Source organism: Serratia sp. BNK-17 (assembly GCF_048684935.1).
Classification (GTDB): Bacteria; Pseudomonadota; Gammaproteobacteria; order Enterobacterales; family Enterobacteriaceae; genus Serratia; species Serratia nematodiphila.
In genome coordinates this window covers 2,881,891-2,895,521 of the sequence record NZ_JBLQTR010000001.1, presented here as the reverse complement: position 1 = coordinate 2,895,521, position 13,631 = coordinate 2,881,891, and the positions used below count along the sequence as shown (strand labels likewise).

At 58.6% G+C, this 13,631-nt stretch carries 10 protein-coding genes and 1 pseudogene; 4 read left to right on the top strand and 7 right to left on the bottom strand.

Annotated elements, in window-relative coordinates; translation table 11 throughout:
* Positions 1-55 precede the first annotated feature (55 nt).
* Positions 56-436, bottom strand: coding sequence for a putative T6SS immunity periplasmic lipoprotein (locus tag ACMGF7_RS13710; RefSeq protein WP_420286476.1), 381 nt, complete (start codon positions 434-436; stop codon positions 56-58).
* A 7-nt stretch (positions 437-443) separates the two neighbouring features.
* A complete protein-coding gene (locus ACMGF7_RS13705) occupies positions 444-977 on the bottom strand; it encodes a type IV secretion protein Rhs (RefSeq protein WP_273890287.1) in 534 nt (177 codons plus the stop codon).
* A 273-nt stretch (positions 978-1,250) separates the two neighbouring features.
* On the opposite strand from ACMGF7_RS13705, the gene rluF reads away from it, so the two are divergent.
* Positions 1,251-2,120, top strand: coding sequence for a 23S rRNA pseudouridine(2604) synthase RluF (gene rluF, locus ACMGF7_RS13700; RefSeq protein ID WP_021504493.1), 870 nt, complete (start codon positions 1,251-1,253; stop codon positions 2,118-2,120).
* Between the two features lie 138 nt (positions 2,121-2,258).
* On the opposite strand, the gene ACMGF7_RS13695 is transcribed toward rluF, so the two are convergent.
* A complete protein-coding gene (locus ACMGF7_RS13695; protein ID WP_041922269.1) occupies positions 2,259-5,336 on the bottom strand; it encodes an autotransporter outer membrane beta-barrel domain-containing protein in 3,078 nt (1,025 codons plus the stop codon).
* A gap of 194 nt (positions 5,337-5,530) precedes the next feature.
* A complete protein-coding gene (locus tag ACMGF7_RS13690) occupies positions 5,531-5,845 on the bottom strand; it encodes a hypothetical protein (RefSeq protein ID WP_015378764.1) in 315 nt (104 codons plus the stop codon).
* Positions 5,846-6,020: 175 nt separating this feature from the next.
* On the opposite strand from ACMGF7_RS13690, the gene ACMGF7_RS13685 reads away from it, so the two are divergent.
* Positions 6,021-6,653 carry a response regulator transcription factor gene (locus ACMGF7_RS13685; RefSeq protein WP_049242138.1) on the top strand — a complete coding sequence of 211 codons (633 nt, stop codon included), beginning with the start codon at positions 6,021-6,023 and terminating at the stop codon, positions 6,651-6,653.
* Entirely contained in the window at positions 6,650-8,431 is a 1,782-nt protein-coding gene (locus ACMGF7_RS13680) for a hybrid sensor histidine kinase/response regulator (RefSeq protein ID WP_164095085.1), read from the top strand. The genes ACMGF7_RS13685 and ACMGF7_RS13680 overlap by 4 nt, the downstream gene beginning before the upstream one ends.
* A 162-nt stretch (positions 8,432-8,593) precedes the next feature.
* On the opposite strand, the pseudogene ACMGF7_RS13675 reads toward ACMGF7_RS13680, so the two are convergent.
* From ACMGF7_RS13675 to guaB, 3 genes and pseudogenes are all read right to left on the bottom strand, one after another.
* Positions 8,594-8,725: pseudogene (locus tag ACMGF7_RS13675) on the bottom strand (type II toxin-antitoxin system Phd/YefM family antitoxin); the annotation flags it as partial.
* A gap of 213 nt (positions 8,726-8,938) precedes the next feature.
* Complete coding sequence (guaA, locus tag ACMGF7_RS13670; protein WP_015378768.1) at positions 8,939-10,516, bottom strand: glutamine-hydrolyzing GMP synthase; 1,578 nt, start codon at positions 10,514-10,516, stop codon at positions 8,939-8,941.
* Between the two features lie 103 nt (positions 10,517-10,619).
* On the bottom strand, positions 10,620-12,083 hold the full coding sequence (gene guaB, locus ACMGF7_RS13665) for an IMP dehydrogenase (RefSeq protein WP_004941460.1): 1,464 nt from the start codon (positions 12,081-12,083) through the stop codon (positions 10,620-10,622).
* Positions 12,084-12,253: 170 nt separating this feature from the next.
* On the opposite strand from guaB, the gene xseA reads away from it, so the two are divergent.
* Positions 12,254-13,630 carry an exodeoxyribonuclease VII large subunit gene (xseA, locus tag ACMGF7_RS13660; protein WP_055312720.1) on the top strand — a complete coding sequence of 459 codons (1,377 nt, stop codon included), beginning with the start codon at positions 12,254-12,256 and terminating at the stop codon, positions 13,628-13,630.
* The last annotated feature ends 1 nt before the right edge of the window (position 13,631 follow it).

The window sequence follows — 13,631 nt, the reverse complement described above, 5'->3', positions numbered from 1 at the left end:
AGCCTTTCATTCTACAACCTAACGCAGTCCAACAAACTAAACCTAAGAACATGCGTTAATGGTTAACCCTCTGGTTGCCCCGTTCGTCGGAGACAACCATGAATGCGGCGGTAATCAAATGCGAACCTTCGGGTGTCTGTATATCGTAGGCGACGGAATAACGCTTCCCTGGCCGAAAAGCATAGTCGAATACCGGCATGCACCTCCCCGGCTCAACGAAGAAAACGTCATTATCGATAGCTTTAATGAGCTTATCGCCTGATTCGCTATAAATCTGAACGAAGCGAATATTATCCCCTGCCTTCATAGAAGAAAGAATGCAGACATGGTTATCTTTGGCAGTGACGACGGCGGGGAAGCGCGGAGTCAGCTTATCGCCAGGCCCCGGACAGCCGACCAGGAGGCAGGCCGTGAATAGAACCAAATATTTTTTCATGCTCCCCTCATCCCTTAATAATTTTTTGATAAAGTGCATGAATGTCACGCAAACTATCGGTTCCCCTGTACTTGCCCACTCGTCCAGGACGTTGATAATAACGCCACGTTTCAATACCATAAACCAACAGCAGCCAGTAATCAGCAAAAATCGAAGCTTGTTGCTCCAGCGAGTAATCAGTAATTTTATTCTTATCAAGACGATAGTTGTACTCAGCCGCCCAACTAAACAACCCACGCATTCTTACCCATTGTCCATGCTGATGCTGCCATACATGCCCCAACTCATGGATGAAAAGATGTTTTTCTTCTATCAGAATCGTGTTATCAGAAAAATCGTCTTTATAGAGTTCCCTCCGTAACCATAACTCGCCATTAGGTGCCATGGCATAACTTCTGTTTTGTAAGCCAAACGGGAAATAGCTATCACAGTGTATCCATACACGACCATATATAATTGAGCTTCCATATATATGGCGAGCCAATTTAATTTCCCCCATGGTCATACGTCGTAACGTCCCTTCCTCGGCTAATGCGTTCATTTATCCCTCCTTGAATTTATCAATATCCTAATGCTTTTCTAAAATGAATCTATACATGAACGCTTAAATGGTTTAATTTGGCACAATCCATTTATAACCTGAATAATTTGCAGAAAAATCCTCATCGATTTTCTATAATTAATTAAACGAAAAAAACATATTGCAAATACCTTTGTAGTAGCCGCGGTCAGGATACCCTTATCCAGCCCCCCTGCATGATTCGCTTCGCAGCGTCATCCGGGTAATGTATAGTCCGCGTTTTACGGAGATCCCATGCTGACCAACTCATCCATTCGTTTGAACAAATACATTAGCGAGAGCGGCATCTGCTCACGCCGCGACGCCGATCGATACATCGAACAGGGCAACGTTTTCATCAACGGTAAACGCGCCACCGTTGGCGCCCAGGTATTTGCCGGCGATGTCGTGAAGGTTAACGGTCAGTTGATCGAACCGCGTAACGAAGAAGATCTGGTGCTGATCGCGCTGAACAAACCGGTCGGCATCGTCACCACCACCGAAGACGGCGAACGCGACAACATCGCCGACTTCGTCAACCACAGCAAACGCATCTTCCCGATCGGCCGCCTGGACAAGGATTCGCAGGGGCTGATCTTTCTGACCAACCACGGCGATCTGGTCAACAAGATCCTGCGCGCCGGCAACAATCACGAGAAAGAGTATCTGGTGACGGTCAACAAGCCGGTGACCGACGAGTTTATTCGCGGCATGGGCGCCGGCGTGCCGATGCTGGGCACCGTGACCAAAAAGTGCAAGGTGAAGAAAGAGGCGCCGTTCGTGTTCCGCATCACGCTGGTGCAGGGGCTGAACCGCCAGATCCGCCGCATGTGCGAACACTTCGGCTACGAGGTCACCAAGCTGGAACGCACGCGCATCATGAACGTCAGCCTGAAAGGGTTGCCGCTGGGCGAGTGGCGCGATCTGACCGATGACGAGCTGATTGAGCTGTTCAAACTGATTGAAGGCTCTTCGTCCGAGGCCAAGCCGGCGAAGAAGGCCCCGGCCAAATCCGCCGCGGCGAAAAAGCCGAGCGCCGGCGGGCCGAAAAGCGCCGACAAAGCCGCTGCGCCGGCCGGCCGCAAGCGCTTTACCCAGCCGGGGCGCAAGAAAAAAGGGCGTTAAACGCCTTCCCCCGTTCAGCCCGCCGTTGCGCGGGCTTTTTTATCGTGAAAGTCAGCCACAGGCCGCCGCTGAGTTCTCACCATAAAAAAGGCCCGCATCATGCGGGCCCGTCGGTACCAGAGAAGTCTAGAGGGAAAATCAGAACGACCAGCGCAGGTTGGCGTTGACCGAATTAACGCGGGTATCGGCGCCGAATTGCCCCTGATAGCCGACATCCAGCGACGCAGCGCGCGACAGCTTCACGCTCACGCCGATATCGCCCACCATCACGTTGTCATCCACGGCCTGGCCCTGCGTGACGAACGCGTCGCTGCCGGCAAACGCCATGCGCGATGAGGTGTTCTTATCGCCGTAGGCATGCTGCCAGCCGAGCGAGCCGTAGAGGCTGACGTTCTTCGGCAGTTCGGTCACGCCGCGCACCCCGAGCGTGGAGTAGAAGGTGTTCATCGTTTCATTGCGCACGCTCAGCGCCGCCGCGCCACCCGACTCCTGGAAGCTGTCGGTATGCAGTCGGATGTAGCTCAGGTTGATGAACGGTTCGACGTTCATCTCCGGCTGGCCGAAACGGTAACCCGCTTCGGTGAACGCCAGCAGCGAGTTGGCGTCGTAATCCGACTTCAGCCGATCCGAGAAGCCGCTGAAATCGACGTTGCGCTTGCCTTCAATCTTGTGCCAGGTGTAACCCAACGCGCCGCGCAGCGAGAACGCATCCTGCTGCCCGGCCGCATACAGGCCGAGGTGGTAGTTGTCGGTATCGGCCTTGGAACGGCGGCTGTCGACGTCATAGTCGCCGCGGCTGTAACCGAAGTAGCCGCCGATGCGCACGTTATGGTCCGCCAGTTTGCGATCCGCCCCCAACAGGAAGCCGGTGGTGTTGCCATCCAGCTTGCCCACGTTGCCGTTGCCGCTGTTTCTGCCCCAGGAACTGAAGGTCTGCCCCCAGACGCCGCTGTTTTGCGCCTGCGCCGGTTGCACCAGCGACATCGCCAACGGCGGTACCGGCAGACTGTCGTTGTCGAACAGGCGCAGCATGCGCTGGTTCAGCACATTGAACAGCTGGGTGCTGCCGGCGATCAGGTTAGACTGCATCGACGGATAGACTTCGCCGGACAGCTGATTGAACGCCTCGCGCGCTTCCGGCGCGCTCAGCAGCAGCAGCGAGTTGTACAGCGCCAGCGAAGGTCCGCTCTGCGTCAGCGTCGAGAGCGCGCCGGCGGTATTCCACTGGTTGCCGCTCTCGGCCACCGTTTGGAAAATGCCCGGCTTGCCGCTGCCTGGATTCTCGCCCCCCGGATTTTCCCCGCCTGGGTTTTCTCCGCCCGGGTTCTCGCCCCCAGGATTCTCACCGCCCGGGTTTTCTCCGCCCGGGTTCTCGCCCCCAGGATTCTCACCGCCCGGGTTTTCCCCGCCCGGATTCTCGCCTCCTGGATTCTCACCACCCGGATTTTCACCGCCCGTATCTTTCTGCGCGATGGTCAGATCCACGGCGTTGGCGCTGTGGTTCAGCGCCACATCGAGGAAGGCAGACTTGGAGACCGCCGACGCGAACTGGCCGTCAATGCCGCCGTCCGAGGTCAGAATGCGGTAGCTTTGGCCGGTTTTATAGCTGGTTTGCGGATCCAGCGCCGTCACCTGCACTTTGGCCTGATCGCTGATGGTGGTTTTGCCCGCCACCAGCAGCTGGTCGCTGCGGCCGTCGCCGGCGATATCAACGTCGTAGAAGGATTCGCCGATAAAGTTCAGGTAGCGTTTCAGCGTCAAGGTGCCGATATTGCCGTCGCCGGGCGAGATATGACCGCCGGACTGGATCTCGGTCTGGCCCAGCGTGCCGTTGCCGCCCAGCGTGCCGCCGGCCTTGATCGACGCGGCGCTGCTGTAACCCTGCCCGTTATTGACGTCGGAACCCGCCGTCGCATTCAGGATCAGCGTGCCGCCGTTCTCGGCGCCGAGGGTTTGGATCTCGAAGATGTCGTCTTCTTTCTGGGTATTGATGTCGCTGGCGATGATGAGCTTGCCGCCGCGCGCGGTGACGTTCGCCTGCAGCTCAGAGAGATCGCCGTTCAGCGTCGTGTGCCCGGCGCTGTTGATCACCTCGCCTTCGCCGCTCATCTTGTTGCTGAAAACGTAATTGCCGTCGGTATGGTTAAAGTACACATAGCTGCGGAACAATCCGCCCCGCAGGGCGATCGCCGTCTGGGCATCGATGGCTCCAGCAGCGCCCGCCGCGCCGAGCGTCGGCTCGGTCAACCCGGTGCCGGTGTCCATGTTGCCGCGGCTGCCGATAATCAGCGCGCCGCGGTTCGAGCCGGAACCGGTCTCGCCCAGCACCACTTCGTTGCCGCCGGCGGAGAATGTCCCGCCGTCCATGACCGCCAACACGCCGTTGCCGTAATCGCCGACGTTGACGCTGCTGCCGCTGGTAAAGCGCGAGCCGTTGCCGGCGACCACCAGCTCAGCGGTTTTACGCGCGCCCGAGACACCCGCCACCTGGATGTTGCCGACGTTGACCGCAGCGCCGTTCAGCACGTCCAGATCGCCGTAGAGCGTGAGCGCGCGGCCGACGTTCCACTGGGAATTGGCCCCGGTGACCGTGGCTTTCGGGCTCAGCGTATCGGTCTCACCCGGCCCGCTGCCATTGCCGATGCGCGCGTCAAAGGCGGTGTTCAGCACCGCGCCGTCTTCGATCGCCAGCGTGGATCGCGCCCCTAAATCGGTGCCGACACTGAGAAAATTGCTGGTGACGCGAGAACCGGCGCCGGTGGCGATCAGGTGGCTGTCGTAGCCACGGGTGGTGCCGACCACGATCTCTTTCGCGCTGGCCAGCGCGCCGTCTTCAACCCGCAGCGTGCCCCGCCCCAGATTCAGGCCGCCGCGCAACACGAACTGATCGTTCACCGCGTTCAGCTCGGCGTTCGGCCCGCGAACCGTGACCACGCTGTCGTGAATTTGGCCGTTGAACATCCGGCCGATATTGATGTTATAGGCGCTGATCTTGCCATTCTCGATCAGCAGGTTGCCGCTTTGATTACGGCCGACGTAAACGTCCCCGGTGTAGGCCAATGATTCGGTAATTTTTGAGTCGCCGTCAAAAATGGCATCGTCTGCGCGAGCGAGATCGGCGGGCGCCAGCATCAACAACGGCGCGGAAAATAGAGCGAGGTAAAGTTTGGAAAGCGGTGTTCTAACCGCTAAAGGGTGCGATGTTTTGTCATTCACGGGCTATCTCCGTACTCGTTAGCGTGATGTCGCGAAATTTATTGTTATAGGAAACTCAATACACTAGAGGAGAAGTGAGGCATTATTTCGCGCACGCCGGTTTAGTGATCGTCGAAGCAAAAGCTTATTGCCCCCCGGCGCTGACCCTCCGACGATGAAAAACCAGGAAGCGGTAATACCGCCCCCAAAGCGAATTATTTATGCGTGACCACCGGCGTACAGGTCGGCGCGCTCAGCGACGGCGACGAACCTAAAATTCCCGGCATCATCAGCGACGAGCAATCGAAAATGCGGCCTTTTTCCGTGGTGGCGCGATATGAAAGTTTTTGGCCGCCCAGCGCATCCGGCTGTGCGCCATTGACGTTGGTCACGGTAATTTCGTCCGACGATCCCAGCCCCAGCATTTTGGCGGTTTCCGCCTGCAGTAATGGAATGGCCTGATCGGTTTTCAGGGTGGAACAACCGGCTACCATCATCGTAACGGTTAAAGCGATAAGTGGTTTCTTCATAAATTATCCTTTATAACCAATCAGTTAAAATTACCGATTAGCTTTATGTTTTCTCTTATCCAAATCCTCGAATAATATATTTCCCTTTCCTAAACGAAAAAACCCTCCTAAAGTAGGGAGGGTTGATAATAATTCATCAGACCTATCTGATATTTGAAGGCGAAAGGAGAATCCTTTGGGGCAGGATTATGCGTTGGTCGTTGATGACCATCCATTGGTAGCAAGCGGCATCGCCAATTTTCTCAGCACGCATTGCCGATTCAAACAGGCGCATGTGGTGACCAATGAAGAGAATTGCTACCGCCATATTAGGGAAAATGGCCCACCGCGTTTACTGGTGATCGATTTTTGGCTTTCTTCCGGTACAGCGTTGAAATTACTCAAAGAAGTAAAACAACGTTATCCGCAAGTGCGGATTTTGGTGGTCAGCGGTGACGAGAATAACGATATCTGGCAGAAAGTTAACAATGCCGGCGGGCATGGGTTCGTGTTAAAAAACGAACCGCCTGAATTATTCGCCAGGGCGGTTTTTGCGCTGAGTAATAATCAGGATTGGTTCCCTGACTGTAATGAAACCAGCATTAGAAGCCATCATGAGCACTTAAATAAATTCAATTTAACGCCGAGGCAAATCGACGTATTAACTATGATGCTGCGCGGCCTGCCAAATAAAAGAATTGCGACGCAACTGTCTATTTCCGAACCCACCGTCAAAGAACATATCAGCAATATATTGAAAAAGATCGGCGTCAACAGCCGGGTGGAAGCCATCACGCTGTTGCACGGCAAGCGGGATCCGTCGTCATGAGGTTTTTCCAGCATTTACAAAATGATGGTATCTCCCCACGCGCGCAGATCCGCCTGCTGGACAACACCTTCATGCGGCTGGTGTTCAGCTTCACCGCCGTGCCTTTCGTCGGCATCCCATTCGCCATCTGGATTTATTTGCTGGGTGATGAACTCGGCCCAACCATTACCTGGATCATGGTTTACCTGCTATGCGCCGTGGCGATCCGAATAGGACATCGGCGCTACCTGTGCGAAGCCAAAGAGAATGATGAAGACGCCGTGCTGCGCCGCTGGCTGCCGCGTATTAATAAGGTGGCCTTTATTCACGGCTTGGGGATCTCCTCACTCTATTTAATTACCCCGCAGACCCATAACTTTGACTTTTTCCTGCTGCTCAATATCAGCATCGCCGCGATCGTCGCCGCCAACGCAACGCACCTGACGCCGGTCATCAGCACCTTTACCCGCTTTTTCTTCGCCTCCTGGGGGCTGCTGAACCTCGGCATCATCTGGCGGCTGGAAGACGTGATGTTCATCGTGCTGATGCTGAACTTGCTGTACGGCCTCGCCATTTACCGCCACGCGTTAACTTCGCATGCGTTCTTTATTCAGCAGGCGCTGCTCGAAGAACAAAGCTCGCGCCTGGCGGAGCAATTCCGTCAGGCTAAAGAAGAGGCGGAACAGGCGCTGCTGGATAAGAACCAGTTCCTGACCACCGCCAGCCACGATCTGCGCCAGCCGGTGCACGCCATGGGCTTTCTGATCGAGGCCATCATCCACAAAAACCGCGACGACAGCCTGACGCCGCAGCTGCTGGATCTGCAGCAGAGCGTGCGCTCGGTGCATCTGATGTTCAATTCGCTGCTCGATCTCAGCAAGATCGAATCCGGCAACGTGCGCACCGCCGCCACCCATGTGGATATCGGCGCCCTGCTCGACTCAGTGATCACCCTGTTCCGCGAAGAGGCCAACAGCCGCACCCTGGCGCTGCGCACCTGGCGGCCCAAACGGCGCATCAGCGTGATGGGCGATCCGCTGCTGGTGAGGCAATCGCTGATCAACCTGATCCAGAACGCCCTGCGCTACACGCAACGGGGCGGCGTGCTGATCGCCATCCGCCCGCGCGGCGCCGAGTGCCTGGTGGAAGTGTGGGACACCGGCGTGGGCATCGCCGACGAAGAGAAAAGCAAAATCTTCTCCCCTTACTACCGCCCCGAGCTGGCGTGGAAAATCGACAGCGCCGGCCACGGGCTGGGGCTGGCGGTGGTGGCGCGCTGCGCCAAGCTGATGAAGGTGAAGTACGGCATGCACTCCGTCGAAGGCAAAGGCTCACGCTTCTGGATGCGCTTCACGCAATATCTCGGCGAAGACAAAGCGCCGGAGATCGCGGCGACGTACGACAACACCGCCACGCCCACCCGCTACGCGCCGCTGCGGGGATCCTGCCTGGTGGTGGACGACGATCCCTTGGTGACCTCCGCCTGGGAAAGCCTGATGAGTACCTGGGGCATCACCGTGCGCTGCGCGGCCTCCGCCGAGGAAGCCTTCGCCATTGTCGACGGCGGCTTCACGCCGTTCGCCGTGCTGTGCGACCAGCGCCTGCGTTCCGGCGAGAGCGGCTTCGACATCCTGCAGGCATTGTTCGAACGCCTGCCGGACGTAAGCGGCGCCATGGTCAGCGGCGAGTTCAATTCACCGATCCTGCAGGAGGCCGAGCAGGAAGGCTATCTGGTGCTGCGCAAGCCGCTGGAGCCGGCCAGGCTGCATGCGCTGTTGACGCAGTGGGGGGCGGGCTAGCGCATATTGAGGGCTATCAGGCCATGATTAAACGCTTAAACAGCAGCTGCTGGATATCCGGCCGATGTGACAATGGAGTCAATACAGCGCCTTACGGTACGCGTGTACTCCAAGGCCACCCGCTGTTCCATTGCAATCCCTTAATGCTGAGCACTGTAGTGCTTAAAGCCCATCCAACAGCGGTTCCTTCGAGAATACGCGCCCTTCCGCTTTATCCTTCTCTGACAGCGTCAGCAATTTCAGCAGAGCAATGGCGTTCTCTCGCTCCTGCTGCTCATAGGATTCTATAACGTAGTTGATGGTCTCTACTTTCATTATGCCCCCTGGTGCTACCAATCATACCAAGGTCCGAACATAGGCCATATTTAGACCACAAACAATAATCTGCTTTACCCATGACTGGAACCAGGCGGAAAAGATATGGCCATATAAAGAAAAACCCTCTGTAAAAACAGAGGGCTTTAGTCACTAAGGCCTGGTTACTAACAGGCTGCAGGAAGTGTCAAATCACTCCCACTCGATCGTCGCCGGCGGCTTGCCGCTGATGTCGTACACCACGCGGGAGATGCCGTCCACTTCGTTGATGATGCGGTTGGAGACGCGGCCGAGGAAGTCATACGGCAGGTGCGCCCAGTGCGCGGTCATGAAGTCGATGGTTTCCACCGCACGCAGGGAGACCACCCAGTCGTATTTGCGGCCGTCGCCCATCACGCCGACCGAGCGCACCGGCAGGAACACGGTGAACGCCTGGCTGACTTTGTTGTACAGATCGGCTTTGTGCAGCTCTTCGATGAAGATGGCGTCGGCGCGGCGCAGCAGATCGCAGTACTCTTTCTTCACTTCGCCCAGCACGCGCACGCCCAGACCCGGGCCCGGGAACGGGTGACGGTACAGCATGTCGTACGGCAGGCCCAGCTCCAGGCCGATCTTGCGCACTTCGTCTTTGAACAGCTCTTTCAGCGGCTCAACCAGGCCCAGCTTCATCTCTTTCGGCAGGCCGCCCACGTTGTGGTGCGACTTGATCACGTGCGCTTTACCGGTGGCGGAAGCGGCGGATTCGATCACGTCCGGATAGATGGTGCCCTGCGCCAGCCATTTCACCTGCTCTTGCTTGCAGGCTTCTTCGTCGAACACTTCAACGAACACGCGGCCGATGATTTTACGCTTGGCTTCTGGTTCGTCCACGCCCGCCAGTGCGGTCAGGAAGCGGTTTTCCGCCTCGACGTGCACGATGTTCAGGCCGAAGTGGTCGCCGAACATTTCCATCACCTGCTTGGCTTCGTTCAGGCGCAGCAGGCCGTTGTCGACGAACACGCAGGTCAGACGCTTGCCGATGGCGCGGTGCAGCAGCATCGCGGTCACAGAGGAGTCTACGCCGCCGGACAGGCCGAGGATCACGTGGTCTTCCCCCACCTGCTCGCGGATGCGCTCGACCGCATCTTCGATGATGGTGGCCGGCGTCCACAGGGCTTCACACTGACAGATGTCCAGTACGAAGCGCTCCAGCATGCGCTGCCCCTGACGGGTGTGGGTCACTTCCGGGTGGAACTGCACGCCGTAGAAGCGTTTTTCTTCGTTGGCCATAATGGCGAACGGGCAGGTATCGGTGCTGGCGACGGTCACGAAGTCGGACGGGATCGCGGTCACTTTGTCGCCGTGGCTCATCCACACGTCCAGCAGCGGTTTGCCGGCCGGGCTGATGGCGTCTTCGATGTCGCGCAGCAGCGCGCTCTCGTTGACGATTTCCACCTGCGCGTAGCCGAACTCGCGTTCGTTGGAGCCCTGCACATGGCCACCCAGCTGCATCGCCATGGTCTGCATGCCGTAGCACACGCCCAGCACCGGCACGCCGGCGTTGAATACGTAGTCAGGGGCGCGCGGGCTGCCGGCTTCGGTGGTGCTTTCCGGGCCGCCGGACAGGATGATGCCGCTTGGGTTGAATTCGCGGATCTGCGCTTCGCTAACGTCCCAGGCCCACAGTTCGCAGTAAACGCCGATTTCGCGCACGCGGCGGGCGACCAGTTGGGTGTATTGCGAACCGAAGTCCAGTATGAGGATGCGATGCTTATGGATATTTTGTGTCATGTGAGGCGAATTCCAGCAACAAGAGAAAAAGAGCGAAAATGTATGTTTTCGGGATGGGGCTTGGCGCCCCACCCCGGCCTCTCACTCAGGAGAGGTTAAGGCATTAGCCCATGCGGTAGTTCGGTGACTCTTTGGTGATGGTCACGTCGTGCACGTGGCTTTCCTGAATGCCGGCGCCGCTGATGCGCACGAACTCCGCTTTGGTGCGCAGATCGTCGATGGTGGCGCAGCCGGTCAGGCCCATGCAGGAGCGCAGGCCGCCCATCTGCTGGTGCACGATGGCTTTCAGCATGCCTTTATAGGCCACGCGGCCTTCGATACCTTCCGGCACCAGTTTGTCGGCGGCGTTATCGGTCTGGAAGTAACGGTCGGAAGAGCCTTTGGACATCGCGCCCAGCGAGCCCATGCCGCGGTAAGATTTGAACGAACGGCCCTGATACAGCTCGATTTCGCCCGGGGATTCTTCGGTGCCCGCCAGCATGGAGCCAACCATCACGCAGGATGCGCCCGCGGCGATCGCTTTGGCGATGTCGCCGGAGAAGCGGATGCCGCCGTCGGCGATAACCGGGATGCCGGTGCCTTCCAGCGCTTCCACCGCGTCGGCGATGGCGGTGATCTGCGGCACGCCCACGCCGGTCACGATGCGGGTGGTGCAGATGGAGCCAGGGCCGATACCCACTTTCACCGCGCTCACGCCGGCTTCAGCCAGCGCTTTGGCGCCCGCGGCGGTCGCGACGTTGCCGCCGACGATCTGCAGATCCGGGTATTTGGCGCGGGTTTCGCGGATGCGCTGCAACACGCCTTCGGAGTGGCCGTGCGAGGAGTCGATCAGCAGCACGTCAACGCCCGCCGCCACCAACGCGTCGACGCGCTCTTCGTTGCCGGCGCCGGCGCCGACCGCCGCGCCCACGCGCAGACGGCCGTGCTCGTCTTTACAGGCGTTCGGCTTACGTTCCGCTTTCTGGAAGTCTTTAACGGTGATCATGCCCAGCAGGTGGAAGCTGTCGTCCACCACCAGCGCTTTTTCTACGCGCTTTTCGTGCATCTTCTGCAGCACCACGTCGCGCGCTTCACCTTCTTTCACGGTGACCAGGCGATCTTTCGGCGTCATCACCGCAGTGACCGGCTGGGTCAGATCGGTCACGAAACGCACGTCGCGGCCGGTGATGATGCCGACCAGCTCGTTGTCTTCGGTAACGACCGGATAACCGGCGAAGCCGTTGCGCGCGGTCAGCTCTTTCACTTCCTGCAGCGTGGTGGCCGGAGTAACGGTCTGCGGGTCGGTGACTACGCCGCTTTCATGTTTCTTCACGCGGCTGACTTCTTCAGCCTGGCGCTCGATGGACATGTTTTTGTGGATGAAGCCCAGGCCGCCTTCCTGCGCCAGCGCGATGGCCAGGCCGGATTCGGTAACGGTATCCATGGCTGCGGACAGCATAGGGATGTTCAGGCGGATGGTTTTGGTCAGTTGGGTGCCGAGCTCTGCGGTGTTAGGCAGAACCGTGGAGTGGGCTGGAACCAGGAGGACGTCGTCAAACGTCAGAGCTTCTTTAGCGATACGTAGCATGGGCAATATCTCACCAGGGTGGGCTGTGAAAAAGATAAAATATTGCCGCGGCATTATACAGAGCGGAATCGGTTGCCTCCAGCACTTTCTTACAAAAAGTCTTGATTACCTTTTTCAGCCATGTAGTATCGACCAATTAAGTGATTGTTTTGAAATTTGATCTGGGTCACATGTCGCTACCTGTTTCGCCTTCCATTTTTACCGTAAGCCGCCTGAATCAGACGGTTCGCCAACTGCTGGAAATGGAAATGGGGCAGATTTGGCTCTCCGCCGAGATCTCCAACCTCTCCCAGCCCGCCTCCGGCCACTGGTATTTCACGCTGAAAGACGATCGCGCCCAGGTGCGCTGCGCGATGTTCCGCAACAGCAACCGCCGCGTCACCTTCCGGCCGCAAAACGGCCAACAGGTCCTGGTGCGCGCCAGCATCACGCTGTATGAACCGCGCGGCGACTACCAGCTGATCGCCGAGAGCATGCAGCCCGCCGGCGACGGCCTGCTGCAGCAACAGTTCGAGCAGTTGAAACAGCGCCTGAGCGCCGAAGGGCTGTTCGATCAGCAGTTCAAGCAGCCGCTGCCCGCGCCGGCCAAACGCGTCGGGGTGATCACCTCCGCCAGCGGCGCGGCGCTGCACGATATCCTGCAGGTCTTGCAGCGGCGCGATCCATCGCTGCCGATCGTCATCTACCCCACCTCGGTGCAGGGCGCCGAAGCGCCGATGCAGATCGTGCGCGCCATCGAGACCGCCAACCGCCGCGATGAGTGCGACGTGCTGATCGTCGGCCGCGGCGGCGGTTCGCTGGAAGATCTGTGGAGCTTCAACGACGAACGCGTGGCGCGAGCGATCTTCGCCAGCCGCATTCCGATCGTCAGCGCCGTCGGCCATGAAACCGACGTCACCATCGCCGACTTCGTCGCCGACCTGCGCGCGCCGACCCCATCCGCCGCCGCCGAACTGGTCAGCCGCAATCAGCTTGAGCTGTTGCGCCAGCTGCAGTCGCAGCAGCAGCGGCTGGAGATGGCGATGGATTACTATCTGGCGCAGCGCCAGCAGCAGTTCACCCGCATTCACCACCGTTTACAGCAGCAGCATCCGCATCTGCGCCTGGCGCGTCAGCAGACGCTGCTGTTCAAGCTGCAGCGCCGGATGGAAGACGGCATGCAGCAACAGCTGCGCCTGGCCGCCCGCCGCAGCGAGCGCGCCCAGCAGCGGCTGGCGCAGGTGCAGCCGCAGGGCCGCATTCACCGCTACCAACAGCGCGTGCAGCAGCAGGAATACCGTCTGCAGCAGGCGATGGAGCGGCAGCTCAACGCCTACCGCCAGCGCTTCGGCGTGGCCTGCAGCCAGCTGGAGACCGTCAGCCCGCTGGCGACGCTGGCACGCGGCTACAGCGTGACGCAAACTCCGCGCGGCGAACTGCTGAAAACCACCAAGCAGGCGCAGGTCGGCGAACTGCTGAAAACCCGCCTGCAGGACGGCTGGGTGGAAAGCGAAGTGAAAACCATCACCGTCGCCAAAAAGCCGCGCAAGAAACGCGCGGCCGAATAGC

Coding starts and splice junctions, on each gene's coding strand:
- guaA (WP_015378768.1), bottom strand. CDS start 10,516: ATGACACAAAATATCCATAAGCATCGCATCCTCATACTGGACTTCGGT.
- xseA (WP_055312720.1), top strand. CDS start 12,254: ATGTCGCTACCTGTTTCGCCTTCCATTTTTACCGTAAGCCGCCTGAAT.
- ACMGF7_RS13690 (WP_015378764.1), bottom strand. CDS start 5,845: ATGAAGAAACCACTTATCGCTTTAACCGTTACGATGATGGTAGCCGGT.
- ACMGF7_RS13680 (WP_164095085.1), top strand. CDS start 6,650: ATGAGGTTTTTCCAGCATTTACAAAATGATGGTATCTCCCCACGCGCG.
- ACMGF7_RS13710 (WP_420286476.1), bottom strand. CDS start 436: ATGAAAAAATATTTGGTTCTATTCACGGCCTGCCTCCTGGTCGGCTGT.
- rluF (WP_021504493.1), top strand. CDS start 1,251: ATGCTGACCAACTCATCCATTCGTTTGAACAAATACATTAGCGAGAGC.
- ACMGF7_RS13705 (WP_273890287.1), bottom strand. CDS start 977: ATGAACGCATTAGCCGAGGAAGGGACGTTACGACGTATGACCATGGGG.
- guaB (WP_004941460.1), bottom strand. CDS start 12,083: ATGCTACGTATCGCTAAAGAAGCTCTGACGTTTGACGACGTCCTCCTG.